Source organism: Kribbella sp. NBC_00359 (assembly GCF_036097425.1).
Lineage (GTDB): Bacteria > Actinomycetota > Actinomycetes > Propionibacteriales > Kribbellaceae > Kribbella.
Genome location: NZ_CP107975.1, coordinates 2,340,450 through 2,358,782, shown reverse-complemented (window position 1 = coordinate 2,358,782; position 18,333 = coordinate 2,340,450). Strand labels below are relative to the sequence as shown.

General features: G+C 69.3%; 18 protein-coding genes. 8 read left to right on the top strand and 10 right to left on the bottom strand.

Annotated elements, in window-relative coordinates:
- The first annotated feature begins 39 nt into the window (after positions 1–39).
- Genes OG876_RS11570 through OG876_RS11555 form a run of 4 tightly spaced genes read left to right on the top strand, consistent with a single transcriptional unit; the run spans position 40 to position 4,416 of the window.
- The gene (locus OG876_RS11570) at positions 40–1,095 is read left to right on the top strand and encodes a hypothetical protein (protein ID WP_328524815.1); all 1,056 of its coding nucleotides are present in this window, start codon (positions 40–42) and stop codon (positions 1,093–1,095) included.
- The gene (locus OG876_RS11565) at positions 1,092–2,387 is read left to right on the top strand and encodes a peptidoglycan-binding protein (RefSeq protein ID WP_328524814.1); all 1,296 of its coding nucleotides are present in this window, start codon (positions 1,092–1,094) and stop codon (positions 2,385–2,387) included. The genes OG876_RS11570 and OG876_RS11565 overlap by 4 nt, the downstream gene beginning before the upstream one ends.
- Entirely contained in the window at positions 2,384–3,076 is a 693-nt protein-coding gene (locus OG876_RS11560; RefSeq protein ID WP_328524813.1) for an ABC transporter ATP-binding protein, read from the top strand. Before OG876_RS11565 ends, OG876_RS11560 begins: the two co-directional genes overlap by 4 nt.
- Positions 3,070–4,416 carry an ABC transporter permease gene (locus OG876_RS11555; protein ID WP_328524812.1) on the top strand — a complete coding sequence of 449 codons (1,347 nt, stop codon included), beginning with the start codon at positions 3,070–3,072 and terminating at the stop codon, positions 4,414–4,416. Before OG876_RS11560 ends, OG876_RS11555 begins: the two co-directional genes overlap by 7 nt.
- On the opposite strand, the gene OG876_RS11550 is transcribed toward OG876_RS11555, so the two are convergent.
- From OG876_RS11550 to OG876_RS11540, 3 genes are read right to left on the bottom strand one after another with little or no spacing between them, the layout of a single operon-like run.
- Positions 4,318–5,676, bottom strand: a complete 1,359-nt coding sequence (locus OG876_RS11550) for an MFS transporter (protein ID WP_328524811.1) — start codon at positions 5,674–5,676, stop codon at positions 4,318–4,320. The genes OG876_RS11555 and OG876_RS11550 overlap by 99 nt on opposite strands.
- A 39-nt stretch (positions 5,677–5,715) precedes the next feature.
- Positions 5,716–6,192, bottom strand: coding sequence for a DUF4188 domain-containing protein (locus tag OG876_RS11545; RefSeq protein ID WP_328524810.1), 477 nt, complete (start codon positions 6,190–6,192; stop codon positions 5,716–5,718).
- A gap of 50 nt (positions 6,193–6,242) precedes the next feature.
- Positions 6,243–7,202, bottom strand: a complete 960-nt coding sequence (locus OG876_RS11540; protein WP_328524809.1) for an acyl-ACP desaturase — start codon at positions 7,200–7,202, stop codon at positions 6,243–6,245.
- A 107-nt stretch (positions 7,203–7,309) separates the two neighbouring features.
- On the opposite strand from OG876_RS11540, the gene OG876_RS11535 reads away from it, so the two are divergent.
- Positions 7,310–7,726: an acyl-CoA thioesterase gene (locus OG876_RS11535; protein ID WP_328524808.1), complete on the top strand. Its 417-nt coding sequence runs from the start codon at positions 7,310–7,312 to the stop codon at positions 7,724–7,726.
- The gene (locus OG876_RS11530) at positions 7,723–8,829 is read left to right on the top strand and encodes a zinc-dependent alcohol dehydrogenase family protein (RefSeq protein ID WP_328524807.1); all 1,107 of its coding nucleotides are present in this window, start codon (positions 7,723–7,725) and stop codon (positions 8,827–8,829) included. Before OG876_RS11535 ends, OG876_RS11530 begins: the two co-directional genes overlap by 4 nt.
- Here OG876_RS11530 and OG876_RS11525 read toward each other — a convergent pair.
- Positions 8,811–9,269 carry a YciI family protein gene (locus tag OG876_RS11525; protein WP_328524806.1) on the bottom strand — a complete coding sequence of 153 codons (459 nt, stop codon included), beginning with the start codon at positions 9,267–9,269 and terminating at the stop codon, positions 8,811–8,813. The two genes, OG876_RS11530 and OG876_RS11525, sit on opposite strands and share 19 nt — an antisense overlap.
- A gap of 158 nt (positions 9,270–9,427) precedes the next feature.
- Here OG876_RS11525 and OG876_RS11520 point away from each other — a divergent pair, with 158 nt between their 5' ends.
- Together OG876_RS11520 and OG876_RS11515 are read left to right on the top strand one after the other, a co-directional pair.
- Complete coding sequence (locus OG876_RS11520; protein WP_328524805.1) at positions 9,428–10,873, top strand: M12 family metallo-peptidase; 1,446 nt, start codon at positions 9,428–9,430, stop codon at positions 10,871–10,873.
- 102 nt (positions 10,874–10,975) lie between these two features.
- Positions 10,976–12,487 carry a pre-peptidase C-terminal domain-containing protein gene (locus tag OG876_RS11515; RefSeq protein WP_328524804.1) on the top strand — a complete coding sequence of 504 codons (1,512 nt, stop codon included), beginning with the start codon at positions 10,976–10,978 and terminating at the stop codon, positions 12,485–12,487.
- Between the two features lie 216 nt (positions 12,488–12,703).
- On the opposite strand, the gene OG876_RS11510 is transcribed toward OG876_RS11515, so the two are convergent.
- From OG876_RS11510 to OG876_RS11485, 6 genes are all read right to left on the bottom strand, one after another.
- A complete protein-coding gene (locus OG876_RS11510; RefSeq protein WP_328524803.1) occupies positions 12,704–13,891 on the bottom strand; it encodes a M20 metallopeptidase family protein in 1,188 nt (395 codons plus the stop codon).
- A 95-nt stretch (positions 13,892–13,986) separates the two neighbouring features.
- Positions 13,987–15,198, bottom strand: coding sequence for a hypothetical protein (locus tag OG876_RS11505; RefSeq protein ID WP_328524802.1), 1,212 nt, complete (start codon positions 15,196–15,198; stop codon positions 13,987–13,989).
- 41 nt (positions 15,199–15,239) lie between these two features.
- Entirely contained in the window at positions 15,240–15,668 is a 429-nt protein-coding gene (locus OG876_RS11500; RefSeq protein ID WP_328524801.1) for a hypothetical protein, read from the bottom strand.
- Between the two features lie 38 nt (positions 15,669–15,706).
- The gene (locus tag OG876_RS11495) at positions 15,707–17,167 is read right to left on the bottom strand and encodes a hypothetical protein (protein ID WP_328524800.1); all 1,461 of its coding nucleotides are present in this window, start codon (positions 17,165–17,167) and stop codon (positions 15,707–15,709) included.
- Positions 17,164–17,373, bottom strand: coding sequence for a hypothetical protein (locus OG876_RS11490; protein WP_328524799.1), 210 nt, complete (start codon positions 17,371–17,373; stop codon positions 17,164–17,166). Before OG876_RS11490 ends, OG876_RS11495 begins: the two co-directional genes overlap by 4 nt.
- Positions 17,374–17,458: 85 nt before the next feature.
- The gene (locus tag OG876_RS11485) at positions 17,459–18,289 is read right to left on the bottom strand and encodes a DUF72 domain-containing protein (protein ID WP_328524798.1); all 831 of its coding nucleotides are present in this window, start codon (positions 18,287–18,289) and stop codon (positions 17,459–17,461) included.
- Positions 18,290–18,333: the final 44 nt, after the last annotated feature.

The following is an 18,333-nucleotide window of genomic DNA, read 5'->3' as shown; positions in this document are numbered from 1 at the left end:
CACAGGTTCTTCACCGCCCGCGCCTCAGGCTCGACCGCCATGAAGACCTCTCGAAAAGCACTCGCCCTGGTGACGGTCCTGGCGCTGGCCGGGTGTGGCAACAACCAGAATCCGGCGGCCTCCGGGGACCAGAACAGTGACAAGAGCCCCCTTGCGGAGTACATGGGCGAAGGCTTCACCTCGTCCGGCGGCGGGATGCGGATCACGGTCCGGGCGGGCGGCGGTCAGCAGCCGTCGGAGGAGGAGCTGGCCAAGCAGCGCAAGGTCGAGGACGCCACCGCCGCCTGCATGAAGGCAGCCGGGTTCGAGTACGTCGCGGTCCCGCCGGAGTCGAACCCGAAGAGCAAGTTCAGCGACGCGTTCAACCTGCCACCGGACAAGTTCGCCGAGCAGTACGGCTACGGCATCAGCACCATCGACTGGTCCAAGGCCGGCGCCGATGACACCAACCCCAACACCAAGATCCGCAACGCCCTCTCCCCGAACGCGAAGAAGGCCTACGACAAGGCACTGAACGGCCCGAACGCGGGCGGCAACGGCAATGTGGTGATCGCCCCGAAGGAAGGCGACGGCCCGAGTTCGAGCGGCAAGCTGGACCTCGGGTGCCGCGGCAAGGCGGTCGAGGAGGTCTACGGCAAGGGCAAGGACCGGACCGCCGACTTCAAGAAGTTCGACAGCCTGTTCAAGGACATCCAGGCGCTGTCGAAGCGGATCGAGGCCGACCAGCGGGTGGTGGACGCGACCAAGGCCTGGTCCGACTGCCTGGCCGACGCCGGTCAGGCCGGCTTCAGCAAGGTGGACGCGCCGCGCGAGAAGGTGCAGCAGAAGCTTGACGCGCTGACCGGCAACCAGCCACCGCCGAAGAACGGCCAGGGCAAGACGCTGCAGGGGCCGCCGTCGTTCGACAAGGTCGACGCGACCAAGCTGGCCGACCTGCGCAAGTTCGAGATCGACCTCGCGGTCGCGGACCAGAAGTGCAAGGCCAAGGTGTACGACGCGTCGTACAAGAAGGTGCAGTACGACCTGGAGAAGGAGTTCGTCAGCCAGCACAAGACCGAGCTCGAGTCATACCGCGACGAGATGGCGAACCGGTGACCGCTTCGCCGAAGTCCCGGCGCCGGGTCCTGGTCGGGGTCTCCGCGGTGGCCGCCGTCTCGCTCGGCGTGGGCGTGGCCGCGGGCAGCCGGATCACCTCACCGGAGGACGCGGCCGCCAAGACCGCAGCCCCGAAGGCCTCCCAGATCACCGTGCCCGTGGCGAAGAAGGCGCTGTCCAGCAAGGTGATCGGCCGCGGCGACGCCTCGTTCGACGGCGCGGTGAACATCCGGGTCGAGACCAGCGGGCTGACCACGCCGGCCATCGTGACCGGGAAGGTGCCGGCGGTCGGGTCGACCATCACCGAGGGCAAGGCGTTGCTGGAGATCACCGGCCGCCCGGTCATCGGCCTGGCCGGCGTACTGCCGATGTACCGAACCCTGAGCCCGGGCAGCAAGGGACCCGACGTACTCCAGCTCGAGCAGACCCTGGACCGGCTCGGCCTCGACCCGGGCACGGTCGACGACGAGTACGACACCGACACCTCGCAGGCGGTCGAGCGGCTCTACGAGAAGGCCGGGTACGACGCTCCCGCGCCGGATGAGCGACTCACGCAGGCCGTCGACCAGGCGAAGAAGCAGGTCGACGCGGCGAAGAACCAGCTCCGTCAGGCTAGGGCTCAGCTCAAGCAGGCCAAGGACGCCAAGGCTAAGGACACTTCGGTCCAGCAGGGTTCCGTCGACGATGCCGAGGCCAACCTCGCCGACGCCCAGCAAGCCCGGAGCGAGGCCGAGTTCAAGGCCGGCACCCCGCTCCCGGTGTCCGAGGTCGTGTACGTGAAGACCCTGCCGCGCCGGGTCGACGACGTGAAGGTCGAACGCGGCGGCACGGTCAACGGCGTGGTGATGTCCGCGAGCGGCGCGTCGCTGGTGGTCACCGTCAAGGTCGACGCCGAGACCGCCCAGCGCCTCAAGGCGGGCATGGCCGCGACCCTCGACCTCGGCGAAGGTACGGCGGTCGCCGCGAAGGTCCGCCGGATCACCAAGAACGGCAACCAGTACGACGTCGTGGTCGCACCCAACGGGCTGACCGCAAGCCAGCTGGCGCTGCTCCGGGACGCGAACGTGCGGGTGACGATCCCGGTGAAGAGCACCGGCGGCAAGGTCCTCGCCGTACCCGTGGCGGCGTTGTCGTCCGGCGCGGACGGCGGGTCGCGGATCGAGGTACTGCGGAACGGGAAGACGGAGCTCGTGCCGGTCACGGTCGGACTGTCCGCCGACGGGTATGCGCAGGTCACGCCGGCCGGCGACGCCAGGCTGTCCGAGGGCGATCAGGTGGTGGTCGGACGATGACAGCCACCGCGGTTGCGCTGCCGGCACCGGTCGTCGAGATGATCGGCGTACGGCGATTCTTCCCCGGACCACCCGAGGTCCAGGCGATCCGGGAGGTCGACCTGACGATCGGCCAAGGGGAGTACCTGTCGATCGTCGGACCGTCCGGGTCCGGGAAGTCGACGTTGCTCCATCTGCTCGGGTTGCTCGACAACCCGACCGGTGGCGTCTATCGGCTGGACGGCGTGGACACGATGAGCTTACGCGAGCGGCGTCGCGCCGTACTTCGTGGTGAGCGGATCGGGTTCGTGTTCCAGTCGTTCCATCTGCTCGACCACCGGACCGTCCTGGAGAACGTCGCCCTGTCGATGGTGTACGTCGGAGTGCCGCGGCGCGAGCGGATGGCCCGGGCCCGGGTCGCGCTCGAGCGGGTCGGGCTCGCGCACCGGATGGAGTTCGCGCCGACGACGCTCTCCGGTGGTGAGCGGCAGCGGGTGGCGATCGCGCGGGCGCTGGTCGCCGAACCGAGCCTGCTGCTCGCCGACGAGCCGACCGGCAACCTGGACAGTGCGAATGCGGACGCGATCCTCACGGTGTTCGACGAACTGCACGCCGAGGGGATGACGCTGGCGGTCATCACCCACGACGACAACGTCAGCCGCCGGGCGCAACGTCAGGTCCGCATCGTCGACGGAACCCTCCAGTGGTAACCCCAGCAGGCCCCCCGGATCCCGCCGGCGGGCCGTCCACCAATCGGCGCGGAGCGCGGCGACTGCGGCCCCGGCTCGCCCTTGCCGGGCTGATCCGCCGGGCGGGCTCTCCCCGCCCCGCCTCGCTCCGCCGCCGATCTCGTCCCGCTGTCCGGGACCTCCTCGACGAGGCGCTGGCGGGCGTCGCCGCCCGGCCGACCCGGCTGATCCTGACGACGCTCGGCACTGTGCTCGGGATCGCCGCGCTGGTCGGGACGGTCGGACTCGGGCAGACCGCGTCGGGCCAGATCACCCAGCGGTTCGACCTGGCGGCCGCCACGCGGGTCGTCGTACAGCCGGACGACAAAGGCGGTCAGGAAGGTGAAGCGGCTACCCAGTTGCCGTGGGATGCGCCGGAGCGGATCCAGCGGCTCAACGGCGTGGAGGCGGTCGGCACGGTCAGCAACATCGAGGTGGGGGACGACCTCGTCCGCAGCGTGGAAGCGCTCGACGATCAGCGCAACGGTCATGCGCTGCAGGTGATGGCCGGTTCGGCCGGGCTGTGGGACGCGGTCCGGGCGGTGCTGTCGACTGGCCGGTTCTTCGACACCGGCCACGATCGGCGCGGTGACAAGGTCGTTGTCCTCGGCAAGCATGCCGCCGAGCGGCTGGGTATCAACCGGGTCGACTCACAACCAGCGATCTTCATCGGCGCGGAGCCCTACACGGTGATCGGCATCCTCGATTCCGTCTCCGGCCGGGCCGAGCTCAACGATGCCGTGATCATGCCGAACGGTGCGGCGAAGGCGGCGTACGACCTGGAATCACCGGACGCGGTCGAGATCCGGACCCAGGTCGGTGCGGCGCAGTTGATCGCCGAGCAGGCGCCGATCGCGATCGAGCCGAACAACCCGAGCACGCTGCGCGTCGACGCTCCGCCGAAGCAGGGCGCCGTACGCAAGGGGGTCGAGTCCGACCTGAACGCACTGTTCCTGCTGCTCGGCGCGGTCGCGCTGCTGGTCGGCGGTCTCGGGATCGCGAACGTCACCTTGCTGTCGGTGCTCGAGCGGATCTCCGAAATCGGCCTGCGTCGCGCTCTCGGGGCCGCCCGAAGACACATCGCGGTGCAGTTCCTGGTGGAGAGCGTGATCGTCGGCTTCCTCGGTGGATTACTCGGTACGGCGGTCGGCGTACTGCTCACCGTGGGAGTGTCGTGGATCCGGGACTGGACGCCGATCCTGGACAACCGGCTCGCGTTCGGGTCACCCCTGCTGGGTGCGTTCATCGGCCTGGTCGCCGGCACGTACCCCGCGTGGAAGGCCTCCGCCATCCAGCCCATCACCGCCCTGCGCGGTACCTGAGTCGTCCCGGCTGAGCCGTGCGTACACCACAGCGGTGACGGCGAAGCCGAGGACGATGAAGGCGAGCACCGCGTACGACTTCCCGTCGTCGGGCAGGATCCACGCGCCGAGCGCGGCCGCGGAGACCTGCCCGACGTTGTAGATCATGTCGTACAGCGCGAACACCCGGCCGCGGTAGACATCGTCGACACCCGTCTGGACGAGGGTGTCGACGCTGATCTTCACGCCCTGCGCGCAGAAGCCCATGAGGAAGCCGCCGACGATCAGCGCCGGCTGGGTGTAGAGCCCGACCGGCACGGCAGTTACCACTGCGGCCGCGACGAACAGCCAGGTGATCCACTGCCGCAGCGTCATCACGCGGGTGCCCCACGGGGTGACGAGGGCGGCGAGGAACAGGCCCGCGCCGACCGCACCGGTCGCGATAGCGAGTGCGCCGAAGGCCTCGTCGAGCTGATCGGGACCGTAGAAGTAGTTGCGGTACAGCAGGATCATCGAGACGGTCATCAGCCCGAAGAAGAAGCGCAGCGAGCCGATCGCCGCCAGCCCGAGGGCCGGTTGCTTGCGCGTCTTCAGGTAGCGGGCGCCGTCGATCAGGCCGCCCGCGATGGTGCTGAGCGCTTCGAGGATGCCCGGTTCGTCGCCGTTCAGGTCCGGCCCGAGCTGGTCGCGCCGGAGCCGGAGCGCGAGCAGGGCGGCTGCGGTGTAGACGACGACGGTCAGGCCGAGGACGGCGAGATCCGAGTCGACGATCAGCTTGACCCCGGCGCCGACCCCGCCGCCGATGAGGAAGAACGCCGTACCGGAGGTCGGGGTGACGGCGTTGGCCATCACCAGTTCGTCGCGCTCGACCACGTGCGGGAGGCCCGCGGACAGACCGGAGAGCAGGAAGCGGTTCACGCCGAGGGTGAGGAGCACGGCCAGGTAGAACGGCACCCCTGCGTTACCGGTCGCGACGATGGCGCCGACTCCGACCACGAGGACGGCTCGGGTGAGGTTCGCGCCGAAGAGGATCTGCCGTCGCGACCACCGGTCCAGCAGGACGCCGGTGAACGGCCCGAGGACCGAATACGGCAGCAGCGCGACCGCGAACAGCCCCGCGATCGCTGCCGCGTCGGGCGCCCGCTCGGGCGAGAACAGCACGTACGACGCCAACGCGACCTGGAACACGCCGTCCCCGAACTGCGACGTCAACCGCACTGCGAACAACCGGCGGAAATCCCGGCGCTTCAGCAGCGTCCACAGATCCCGGATGAACCGCACGCCTGCACTGTAGCCGCCGCGGATGTCCGGACCGGCCGGCTACTCCTTGGTGTGCAGGCGTTCGGCGGCGGTCTCGCCCTTGGTGCCGACCGGGACGACGCCGGCGACCTTGCCGAGACCGAGCAGCGGCATATTGCCGTAGATGGTCTCGGTGTTCCCCGCCGGGACGACGTACGTCTCGTGCCAGATGCCGGCGGCGCCGCTCTTGTACGACTGCTTGAAGTAGTCGAGCCAGGCCGGCCGGTGGGTCCGGTTGCTGTCGTTCGCGAAGCTCTGCAGCTTCTCGATCGACTCCCAGTACTGGATCAGGGTGACGCCGCGCCACGTCGGCAGCGTCCGGAACCCGAGCAGGCCGCTGTCCGGATCCTTCGACAGCTCACGCAGCATCGGTCCCATCGCCCTGGCGACCGGCAACCACGCCTTGAACCCCCGCAGCGAGTTGATCCGCAGACCGATCAGGAACACCACGACGTCCCCGTCGTACGCCGCCGTGTGCCGCCCCTCCACCACGCTCATCCGCCCCACCTCTCCTGGTCATCCCTGTCGAGGTACAGCATGGACAACGATCAGGCCGACGGCACCTCTGTCGCTCTGCTCACGCCGTGGCGGACAGCCTGGCGGGCGCGCAGGCGGTCGCGTTGCTCGACGAACCGGGCGGCCTGGGCGTCCAGGCCGGCCATGAAGTCGGCGAGCTCGTCACGGGCCTTGGCGCCGTCGCCGGTGAGATCCTCGCGGTCGAAGACCTTCCACTTCCGCAGGATCGGTGCGACCACCTCGTCATGGTGCAAGCGCAGATCGTAGATGCCGGCCTTGGCGATCGTCACCGAGTTGCGGGTGAATCCCTCCATCGTCGCGCCCGGCATGGAGAAGTCCTTCACCTCGTTGGTGACCGCTCGCATGGTCTCGTTCGGCGCCGTCTCGAACGCCGCGGCGACCAGGTTCCGGTAGAAGATCATGTGCAGGTTCTCGTCGGTGGCGATCCGGGCCAGGAGTTGGTCCGCGATCGGGCAGCCGGTGGCCTTACCGGTGTTGCGATGGGAGACGCGGGTGGCCAGCTCCTGGAAGCTCACGTACGCGATCGCCTCGAGCATGTTCTTCTCGACGACGTGACCGGCGGTCATGTGCCTCATCCGGGCGTTCTCCAGCTCGACCGGGTCAACCCCGCGGGTGACCACCAGGTAGTCACGCAGCGCGATCCCGTGCCGGCCCTCCTCGGCGGTCCAGCGGCCGACCCAGGTGCCCCAGGCGCCGTCGAGGCCGAACTGGGTCGCGATCTCCCGGTGGTACGAGGGCAGGTTGTCCTCGGTCAGCAGGTTGGTGACCATCGCCACCTTGGCGACCGGATCGAGCCGGGACTGCTCCGGCGACCAGTCCTCACCACCGAGGAAGGCGAAGTCGCGGCCCTCGCTCCAGGGCACGTAGTCGTGCGGATTCCAGTCCTTGGTCATCGCCAGGTGCCGCTCGAGATTGTCCTCGACGACGGGTTCCAGCTCGTGCAGCAGGTTCGTCACCAGCTTGTCGTTCACCGGGGGTCTCCTTCGTCGGCGGTTCCCCCCACCCTACGGCACCGTAAGTTACGGGACCGTAGGTTGTGGGTCGTCGCACAGCCGGGCGCCGCGGCTATGGTGGCCCGATGGATCGGAGTTCCTTCCCGCACTTCCTGGCGATCACGTTGCGGTGGAAGGACAACGACGTCTACGGGCACGTGAACAACGTCGAGTACTACAGCTTCTTCGACACCGTGATCAACGACTACCTGATCCGGTCCGGCGGGCTCGACATCCACGGCGGCGACGTGATCGGCCTGTGTGTGGACTCGCAGTGCACGTTCAAGCAGGCACTGGAGTTCCCGGGCGTCGTCGACGCGGGATTGCGGGCCGCGCAGCTGGGTAACTCCAGTGTGCGGTACGAGATCGGCCTGTTTCGGGAGGATTCGGACGTGCCGGCCGCGACCGGGCGGTTCGTGCACGTGTTCGTCAACCGTGCGGACCGCCGTCCGGTGCCGGTCCCGGATCGCATCCGGGAGGCACTCGAAGGGATCACGGGATGATCGTGCGCGGCGCCGTACTGCGGGAGATGCGACTGCCTCGCCCGTACGCCGAGTCGCGGCCGCTGAGCGTGGAAGAGGTCGAGCTGGCCCCGCCCGGTCCGGGTGAGCTGCTGGTCCGGATCCGCGCGGCCGGCCTGTGCCACTCCGACCTGTCGGTCATCGACGGCTCCCGCCCGCGCGTGCTGCCGATGCTGCTCGGCCACGAAGCCACCGGCCAGGTGCTCGAGTCGGCGGCGCCCGGGTTCGCGCCGGGTGACGTGGTCGCCTGCGCCTTCGTCCCCGCCTGCGGTAGCTGCGGCCCCTGCGCCGAAGGCCGAGCAGCCCTCTGCGAGCCGGGTGCCGCCGCAAACACCGCCGGCGCCCTCCTCGGCGGCACCCGAAGGCTGAACAGCGTCCACCATCACCTGGGCGTGTCCGGATTCGCGGATCATGCGGTCGTGTCCGCGCATTCGGCGGTGAAGATCGATCCGTCGCTCCCGCCCGCGATCGCGGCGCTGTTCGGGTGCGCGGTGATGACGGGCGTGGGAGCTGTCGTCAATACGGCGCAGGTCAGAGCCGGCCGGAGTGCGGTCATCTTCGGCCTCGGCGGCGTTGGATTGTCCGCGCTGCTCGGTGCCGTGCTGGTCGGAGCGCATCCGATCGTCGCGGTGGACGTCGTACCGTCCAAGCTGGAGTTGGCGCAGGATCTGGGTGCGACTGTCGTGGTCAACGCCCGGGACGCCGATGTCGTCGACCAGGTGCGTGCCGCGACTTCAGGTGGCGCCGACTACGCCTTCGAGACCGTCGGGAGTGCGAAGGTGCTCGAGCAGGCGTACGCCGCCACCCGCCGGGGCGGGACCACGGTCACGGTGGGGCTGCCGGATCCGTCGCAGTCGTTCAGCGTCCCCGCGGTCAGCCTGGTCGCCGAGGAGCGCACGGTGAAGGGGTCCTACCTCGGCTCGTCGGTGCCGTCGCGGGACATCCCGCGCTATGTCGCGCTGTACCAGGCCGGCCGGCTGCCGGTCGACCGCTTGCTGACCGCGACGATCGGGCTCGACGAGCTCAACCGGGCCTTCGACGACCTCGCCGCCGGCGCGTCGATCCGTCAGGTATTGCTCTTCTGAAGGTTCTCGGCGGCCTTCAGGAAGGTCTGTTCCTCACGGGCCCGTGCCTCGGGCGTGAACTCGGCGCCGAAGTCGTCCGGGGTCGCGACCTGCCGGATCTCCAGTCCGGTGCCCCGACCGGTGCCGGCTGGGCCCTCGTCGGCGGCCATGCAGCGCCAGCCCCACTCGAGCGCCTCTTCGCGGGAGGCCACCTCGATCAGGCAGAACCCGGCGATCAGCTCCTTGGTCTCGGCGAACGGGCCGTCGACTACCCGGCGCTTGCCGGCGTCCAGTTGGAGCCGGACGCCGCGCGAGCTGGGCAGCAGCCCGTCGCCGGCCAGCAGGACGCCCTTCTCGGCCATTTCGGCCATCACCAGACCCATCTCGGTCAGGCTCTTCTCACTCGGCATCGCTCCGGCCTCGGATTCCTCGCTGGCCTTGAACACCATCATGAAGCGCATCGGAACCTCCGCAAGTCGGCGTTAAATCCCAAGACGAATCTATACAGCGCGAGGGCCGGTCGGGCAGGCTACCGAAAGTACGTGCCCGCGTACGAGATGTGAAGTAGTGCCCGCCCACCGCCCGTGGTCGGTCGGAGTCCCTGAGGAGGACCCCAGCAATGCACACCCGCCCCCGCCGCGTCGGCGCCCTCGTCGGCGCCGGCGCTGTTGTCTTCGGTGCGCTGGCCGTCGTGGCCGGCAACCAGGCCGACGCCCAGCAACCCGCCCCCGCCCCGATCGACCAACTGCTCGGCCAGGAGCTCCAAGGTAAGACCGCCCTCGGCCGGGTGCAGTCCCGCCTCGCCGAGCTGTCCGGCCGGAACGGAATCCCGGCCGCCCAGCTGGAGCGGATCTTGGCCACCGACAAGACCAGTTGGCTCGACCGCGACGGCAAACTGTTCTACCGCGAGCCCGTCGCGGGCGCCGCCTCCCGGCGGGCCGCCGCGGCGCCGTCCCCGCGCTGGGCGGCGAAGGCGGTCGCCGCTGCCACCGGTCCGGCCTTCGAGCTGCACAGCAAACCAGGCTCCAACCGGGTCATCTACCTGGACTTCGACGGCCACACCATCGCCGGTACCGCGTGGAACACCGGAGGCAAACCGGCCACGGTGAACGTCACGGCGTACGACACCGACGGGAACCCGAACAACTGGAGCACCGCCGAGCAGGACGTCGTCCGTGATGTCTGGGCGCGAGTGTCCGAGGACTACGCGCCGTTCGACGTCGACGTGACCACGCAGGAGCCGGCCGCCGCGGCGATCACCCGGTCCGGTGCATCCGACCAGCAGTACGGCACCCGCGTCCTGATCGACCCGACCACCTGGTACCAGTCCGGCTGCGGATGCGGCGGCGTCGCGTACGTCGGCGTCTACGACAACACCAGCCAGCACTCGTACTACCAACCGGCCCTGGTCTTCACGAAGGGCGTCGGCACCGGTGCGAAGAACATCGCCGAGGCCGCGTCGCACGAGGCGGGTCACAACGTGGGCCTGAGCCACGACGGTACGGCGTCCGTCGGGTACTACGCGGGTCACGGCGCGTGGGCTCCGATCATGGGCGTCGGCTACTCCAAGGCGATCAGCCAGTGGAGCAAGGGCGAGTACTCCGGCGCCAACAACAAAGAAGACGACTTCGCCGTCATCGGCCAGAACGGTCTGGCGCTGCGGGCCGACGACCACGGCAACGGCACCACCGACGCCACCGCGCTCACCCTCGGTACCAGCGTGAAGGGCATCTACGCCAACGACTCCGACGTCGATACCTTCCGGATCGATCTGGCGGCCGGCACCTTCACCTTCGCGGCGAACGCGGCCGCGTCCGGCGCCGACCTGGATATCAAGCTCCAGTTGCTGAACTCGGCCGGCACTGTCGTCGCCACCGCTGACCCGGCCGCCGGGCAGTCCAACTCCGCCACTCCGACCGGCCTGAGTGCGAGCATCAGCCGCCAGGTCACCGCGGGTCGCTACTACCTGCGGGTCGAGAACACCGGCTACGGCAACCCGCTGAACACGGGCTACTCGACGTACGGCAGCCGCGGCGCGTACACGGTCCGCGTCACCGCCGGCTGAAACACCTGAGCTGCCCGGGGCCGTCGTTCCCACCGAGATCGACGGCCCCGGGCCTTTGGGGGATCTGCCCGGGGGGATACCGCCCTATCCCTGGAGGACCTTGTGAACAGACTCCGCGGCACCGGTGCACTGACCTGCGCCGGTGCTGTCGTGTTCGGTGCGCTGGCCGTGGTGGACGGCAACCAGGCCGACGCCCAACAGCCTGCTCCGACCCCGATCGACCGTCCGGCCTCGATCGACCAACGACCTGCTCCGACCCCGATCGACCAACAGCCTGCTCCGACCTCGGTTACCCGGCTGCTCGGTGAAGCCACGCCCGGTGCCGCTGCGCTCGGCAAGGTGCGGTCCCGCCTGTCCGAGGTTGCCGCTGGCAACGGGCTCCCCGTGGCCCAGCTCGAGCGGATCCTGGCCACCGACAAGACCAGCTGGCTGGATGCCGACAGCCGGCTGTTCTTCCGCGAGCCGACTCTCACCGCGTCGCAGAAATCGGCTGAAGCGTCACCCCGCTGGGCCGAGCAAGCCGTTGCCGCCGCGACCGGTCCGGCCTTCGAACTGCACAGCAAGCCCGGCTCCCACCGCGTGATCTACCTGGACTTCGACGGCCACACGATCACCGGTACGGCGTGGAACGCGTCGAAGGGGATCGATCCGGTGAAGGTGTCGCCGTACGACGCCGACGGCGATCCGGCAACCTTCAGTCCGGCTGAGCAGGACGTCGTACACGAGGTGTGGGCGCGGGTTGCGGAGGACTACGCCACCTTCGACGTGGATGTGACTACGCAGGAACCGCCGCAGTCCGCGATCGACCGGTCCGACGCGTCGGACCAGCAGTACGGGACGCGGGTGCTGATCGACCCCGACACCTGGTACCAGTCCGGTTGTGGATGTGGCGGGGTCGCGTACGTCGGCGTGTACGACAGCACCAGCCAGCACGACTACTACCAACCGGCGCTGGTGTTCACGAAGGGTGTCGGCACCGGCGCGAAGAATCTGGCCGAGGCCGCTTCCCACGAAGCCGGTCACAACGTCGGCCTGAGCCACGACGGCACGTCCACTGTGGGCTACTACCAGGGCCACGGCGCCTGGGCTCCGATCATGGGTGTCGGCTACTACCGCGGCATCAGCCAGTGGAGCAAGGGTGAGTACGCCGACGCGAACAACACGGAAGACGACTATGCGGTCGTCGGCACCCACGGCTTGGCTCTGCGCGCCGACGAGGCCGGTGACACCACCGGCGACGCGGCCGCACTGACCGTCGGCACGCCGGTGTCCGGGGTGATCGCCGCGGAGTCCGACACGGACGTGTACCGCGTCGATGTCGGTGCCGCTGGCAACTACATCGCGACCGCGAGTTCGGCGCCGACCGGCGGGGACCTCGACATCAAGCTGGACCTGCTGGACAGCTCGGGCGCGGTCGTCGCCTCGGCCGACCCCGCCTCGGGTCAGGCCGACGCCGGTACGCCGACCGGCCTCGGCGCGAGTGTTAGCAGCACGCTCCAGCCGGGTACCTACTATCTGCGGATCGATAACGTGGGCTACGGCGACCCGCTGAACACCGGCTACTCCACCTACGGCAGCCGCGGCGCCTACACCCTCGGAATCACGCCCTCCTGAACCCTGTGGCTGGCCGGCCTCTGGCGGGCCGGCCAGCCCCAGGCCACATCAAGCGATCAGGCGACGTCAGGCGGTTAGACGACGTCAGGCGGTTAGACGACGTCAAGCGGTCAGGCGACGTCAAGCGGTCAGGCGACGTCAGGCGGATAGGCCACGTCAGGTAGTCAAGCGGTCAAGCGGTCAAGCGACGTCAGGCGGTTAGGCCACGTCAGGTAGTCAGGCCGGGATGAGGTGGTTGACCGCGAGCTGAGCGAGCGCCGCGGCCTGGTCGCCGAGCACGACGTCGTCGAAGCGGACCACGCTGGAGTGATTGGACGGCGCCTCGTCCGCGTCGACATCGTCGGGACGCGCACCGAGCATCACGAACGTGCCCGGCACCTCCTCCAACACCATCGAGAAGTCCTCCGACCCCATCAACGGGTTGTCCAACGGCTGCACCCGCTCCGCACCGAGCAACTGCTGCAGCACCGCCGACGTCTCCGCCGTACGCTCGGCGTCGTTGACCGTGACCGGATACTGCGGGACGAAGTTGGCGTCGACCGTGCAGCCGTGGGCCGCAGCGATCTTCTCGGCCAGGCTCGGCAACTCGTGCGACAACTGCTGGAACGTCGCATCCGACAACGTCCGAACGGTCGCGCCGAGCCGGGCTGTGTTCGGGATGACGTTGATCGCGACCCCGGCCTCGAGCTGCGTCACCGTGATCACCACCGGGTCGAAGACATTCATCCGCCGCGTCGCATACGTCTGCAGCGCGAGGACGAGCTCGGCCACCACGGGCACCGGGTCGATCGTCTTGTCCGGCGACGAACCATGGCCGCCCTTGCCTCGCACGGTGATGTGCAGCTGGTTCGAGCCGGCCATGATCGTCCCGGGCCGCGTCTGGAAGATCCCGCTGGCCTCCTGCGACCAGACATGAATCGCGTACGCCGCGATCGGCTTGTCGCCCGTCGCCCCCAGAAGCCCTTCCCGGAGCATGTACCCGGCGCCGCCCAGACCTTCCTCACCCGGCTGGAACATGAAGAGCACGTTCCCGTGCAGTTCCTCGCGATGGGCGCTCAGCAGCTGTGCCGCACCCACCAGGCCGGCGGTGTGCAGATCGTGGCCGCAGGCATGCATGCTCCCGTTCTGGGACGCGTACTCGAGGTCCGTCTCCTCGACCACCGGCAGCGCGTCCATATCACCCCGCAACAGCACCGTCGGCCCCGGCTGCCCACCCCGCAGTACGCCGACCACCGAGGTCAGCTCCTTCCCGGTGCTGACCTCCAACGGCAACCCGGCCACCGCGTCGAGCACCATCGCCTGCGTCTTCGGCAACTGCAGCCCGACCTCAGGAATCCGATGCAACTCCCGCCGCAACTCCACCAGCCCAGGCGCGACTCCCGCACCTTCCGCGACCAGATCCACCACAACTCCCTCCACCAAGCTCCGCACAATCCGCAACAACAACATCCGAACCCGCCACCCGCAGCACGCCCGTCACACCACCACGCCGAGCGGCGCTACACCGACGACCACACCCCCGCAACAGCTCCCGCCTTCAGCAGCCTCCCGCCGCTCACCGCAGCCACCACCGCTTCCAGCCTTCCCGCCGCAACCACCACCGCGTTCCGCCGCTTGCAGCAGCCGCCACCGCTTTCAGCCGCGTTCCTCCGCTCACCGCAGCCACCGCCGCGTTCAGTCGCTCGCCGCAGCTGTCTGCGGTGTCTGCGCCAACGCCCGCCACCGTACCCGCACCAGCGGACCGTCAGTCCCCCCAGCACGTGGGGCTTTCGGTCCGGTCTGCCGGTGGCGCCGGGTTCGTTGGGGCGGGTGTCGCGGCTGGGAGTGCCGTACTGAGGCTTGCGCAGCGGTGGGCTCGCCCCGAGACCGGCATCCAGGCTGCGGCGGAGCTCATGGTTCGCCGACCAGTACTCGGCGATCTCGCGGACCTCCGCGTCCGCGTCGAGGCTCGCCCGAGTGCCGGCCAGCGCAGACATGCGAACATCCAACGGATCCTCCGGATCGAAGTCGCGGATCGTCGCGAACGGTGGCCGCATCGCCGACTCGATACGCTCGAGCGCGGCGGCTTTCGCAGCCTCCGGAACCACCTCGGACAGCTTGTGCGCGTCGTACAGCAACTGCGCGGCGACCCGGAACTTGTTCTCGGGGTTCACCCCCGCCAGCCGGCGAATCACCTCCCGAGCCGACAGTTCCGCGCTGTCCGCCACGGCCTGACCGAACACCTCGACGGCGGGCACGTACTGTCCGTACGCACGCCCCGTCCGTACGCCGGTGATGCCCGGCGCGATCGCCTCCAGATCGAGCTCGTCGATGTAGTCGTCGAGAGCGTCCTGCGTCGCGAGCTCGGTGGCGGCCTCCTCGAGAACCTTGTTCGACGGCTCCTGATACGCGTCGACGGCCATCCCGTACGACGTACCCGCTGCGGCGAGCAGGTGGATGTTCTCGTGAAACACCACCCGCAGTGCCTCGCGATACTGCCGCAGCGTCTCCTCGTCATGCCGCTGCCCGGCCCGGTCGAACATATCCTGCAGTACCGCAACGACATGCTGCGGGTGGTACTCGATCGTGTGGTCCCACCGCACCAGCCCGCGTCGTTTGTCATCCGCGGCGAGCAACTCGTACGACTTGTTCCACGACGAGTGATGAGCTCCCAGAACCTTCACCGCGGCCTGGGCCTGCGCGGCCATCAGTTGCGGAAAGCTACTGACCACCGCGCACCGCTTTCACCGGCACGCCAGCCACTTCCGCGGGTTCAGCGGTCGGGGGAGGGCGGTGTGGTGAGCCGCAGGGACTCGAGGAGGATGGAGAGTGGCTCGTTCAGATCGAGGATGCGGGGGTGGTCGGCGGGTGACGCCGTGTCGGCGATCCGCCCGATCTCCGCGATGGCGGCTCTGAGGTGCTCGATCCGCTCGGCTGGCGTGCCGTTTGCGGATTGGGCTCGGGACTGCACGCGAAGAGCCTCGGCCAACTCGTCGGACAGCGGTGGCAGTTCGTAGCTCAGGGCCCGCTCGAGCGACGTCAGGTGTGATCCCGCGAGCTTCCGATCCGCCGCGGGCTCGACCAGAGTCGCCAACCCCCGCAACCGATCGACCTCAGCAGCCAACGTCGCCTCGTCCAGCGATCTGGCCGTCGCCGCGTCCAGCACCCGCCTGAGCTCCACGTCGAACGCGTCGTAATCCATTCCCTCAGTATCCCGTCCCGCCGACCTCTCCCGCGGCGTCAGCCCACGCCGGTGTGCCGTCCCCGCGAGCCAGGTAACCGTCGCTGAGCCGCCGGTACGCCGGCTGTCGTCGGAGGTGCTGTGGATTGCGCGGTTGGGGCGTCGGCGGGAACCGGTCGAGGCGGGCAGATGCCGGACAGCGCCGCCTGGAAGGCGCGCGGATCGGAGTGAGCTGCGCCGTGGGCAGGTACGACCGAGGAGGTGGGAGTCGGTGGGGCGGGCCTGGTGGGCGGTGGCGGGGTGTGGCGAGACGGTGAGGATGTGCGGGCTGGGGTGGAAGGCGCCGGGAGGGCGAGGCGGGTGGGTGGTGGCGGGGTGTGGCGAGGCGGTGATGCTGCCGGGGATGTGCGGGCTGGCTTGGAGGGCGCCGGGAGGGCGAGGCGGCTGGGTGGTGGCGGGGTCCCGTGTGGTGGTGAGGCTGCTGGGGGTGTGCGGGCTGGGGTGGAGGGCGCCGGGAGGGTGAGGCGGGTGGGTGGTGGCGGGATGTGGCCAGGCGGTGAGGCTGCTGGGGATGTGCGGGTCGGGGTGGGAGGGGATGGGGAGGTACGGGCGGGGGTGGTGGAGGGCGGAGGGAGGGTGCAGGCGGTGGGGTGGAAGGTGTAGGCGGCTTCGGCGGTCTGGATCTCCTGGTGGAGGTGGTCAAGGAGTTCGCCGGCGGTGGAGTGGGACTTGGCGGCGGCGAAGCCGGCAGGGTGGAGTTCGAAGTTGTCGAGGTGGCCCAGGCCCGTGCGGAGGATGGATTCGAGGTGGTGGCGGGTGTCGGCACCGGCGAGCTCCAGGTCGGGTAGGCGGGTGGAGTTGTAGACGAGGCTGACGAGGAGGGGGAACTGGCCGGCGGCGGTTTCGCGGTTGAGCACGTCGAGGACCTGGCCGGGGCGGAGGTCGTTGCGGATCTCGACGTCGGTGGCGAGCCTGCGGACGGCGGGGACGAACGCGGCGTAGTACCCGCCGGCCTGGACATCTTTGATGCCGGGGGCAACCTTGTCGACGCCGAGCCGGGTCAGGTAGTCATCGAGGTGGTCCTGGGACCAGGCCTCCGCCACGCCTTCCTCCAACTGGCGGCCGCCTGGTTGGGTGAACGCGTCCCGAGCGGCATCCTGCGATGCCCCGGCCGGGCCGAGGAAGTGGGCGTGCTCATGCAGCAACGTGGCCAGGGATTCGCGGTACTGGACGAGCATCGGGATCGGCTGCTCCTCGCCGGCATGCTCGTACATCCGCTGCAGTGGATCGAGGATGCACTCCCGGTCGAGATACAGCGTCCCGTCCCAGTGCGCGAGCCCGAGGATGCTGCCGGTCGTCTCGATCACGCGACCGTTCCACGCGGACTGGTCCGCCCCGGAGAGCTCGAGCGCCACCTGACCGCTCCGGGCCAGGAGCTCATCCAACGAGCCAGGCGCAGGCAGAGCAGCCGGCGCCAGACCACGGTGCGCCGCACGCGTGGCCGCCACCGTGGCGGTCACGAGCGGAACGCGATCGCGAGCCGGACCAGGGAGTCCGCGGTTCGCCGCAGGCTGGCCTGTTCCTGAGGATCGTCGGCCGTGGCGGCGAGTCGGCCGAGCTCGGTGATGAGCCAGTCGGACCGCGCCTGCCGCTCCGCGCGGGTCGAGCCCGGCGATGCGGCATCGTCCGGCGTGGGCTGCGGTGGGATGTACTGCGAATGCTCCATGATTCGTCCTCCCGAGGTTGATCTCGGCGGAGAACATATGAAGATCGACCCGCATCCGGGCAGACGACTTTTCAGCTGTGGATAACTAGAAGAGCGTGGGTGGCTCGACCTCCACCGGCGACGGCAGCGGCTCGACGCCGGGGACGCGGGCACGGACGTCCGCGTGGAAACGGCGGGCCAGGTTCAGTGCTTCGGCGTTGTCCGGAGTGTGCAGGAAGATCGTCGGTGAGCGGCCCTCGGCGAGCCAGGTCGTGACCAGCTCGACCAGGTAGTCCCAGCCCTCGACTGTCTCCGGGACGGAGTCGCGGCCGATGTACCGAACGATGGGGTGAGCGGTCAGGACTCGCGTGCGGCGGGCGACCCGGGGCTTCCTCATCCACGCGTCACGTTCGGCGTAGCTGGTGGGGCGGCGGCCGAAGAGGGTGCCGGTGTCGAAGGGAATCCACTCGGCGCCGACGCGACCAAGGACCTGTTCGAGCAAACCGGCGGACCGGGCATCGTCGAAGAACGCCGGGTGCCGGACCTCAACGGCGTACCGATATTCACGCGGCGCATGGTGGAGGAAGGCGGCCAGGCTGCCGAGGTCAGTGGGAGCGAAGGACGCGGGCAACTGGATCCACAGCGCGTGGTTGCGGTCGGCCAGCGGCTCGATTGCGGACAGGAAAGCGCGCAGCTCCACCTCGACACCCGAGAGGCGGCGTTCGTGGCTGATCAGCTGTGGCAGCTTGACCACGAAGCGGAAGTCCGGCGGCGTCTGCCCGGCCCACTTCTCGACGGTCGAGCGGGACGGAGTCGCATAGAAGGTGGTGTTGCTCTCGACCGCGTTGCACCACGAGGCGTACGCGCGGAGTTTCTCCCGGCCGGGTTGCGGCCAGCCCGGGTGGGTCCACTGGGCACATCCCACATGCAACCGCACCGAACAAACCTACAGAACGGCGCGGGAGCCGGCCCACCGGCCGG

Excerpts from the sequence above, each read along its gene's own strand:
- OG876_RS11535 (WP_328524808.1), top strand. The coding sequence starts at position 7,310 with ATGGATCGGAGTTCCTTCCCGCACTTCCTGGCGATCACGTTGCGGTGG.
- OG876_RS11545 (WP_328524810.1), bottom strand. The coding sequence starts at position 6,192 with ATGAGCGTGGTGGAGGGGCGGCACACGGCGGCGTACGACGGGGACGTC.
- OG876_RS11490 (WP_328524799.1), bottom strand. The coding sequence starts at position 17,373 with ATGGAGCATTCGCAGTACATCCCACCGCAGCCCACGCCGGACGATGCC.
- OG876_RS11560 (WP_328524813.1), top strand. The coding sequence starts at position 2,384 with ATGACAGCCACCGCGGTTGCGCTGCCGGCACCGGTCGTCGAGATGATC.
- OG876_RS11500 (WP_328524801.1), bottom strand. The coding sequence starts at position 15,668 with ATGGATTACGACGCGTTCGACGTGGAGCTCAGGCGGGTGCTGGACGCG.
- OG876_RS11525 (WP_328524806.1), bottom strand. The coding sequence starts at position 9,269 with ATGCGCTTCATGATGGTGTTCAAGGCCAGCGAGGAATCCGAGGCCGGA.
- OG876_RS11530 (WP_328524807.1), top strand. The coding sequence starts at position 7,723 with ATGATCGTGCGCGGCGCCGTACTGCGGGAGATGCGACTGCCTCGCCCG.
- OG876_RS11570 (WP_328524815.1), top strand. The coding sequence starts at position 40 with ATGAAGACCTCTCGAAAAGCACTCGCCCTGGTGACGGTCCTGGCGCTG.
- OG876_RS11520 (WP_328524805.1), top strand. The coding sequence starts at position 9,428 with ATGCACACCCGCCCCCGCCGCGTCGGCGCCCTCGTCGGCGCCGGCGCT.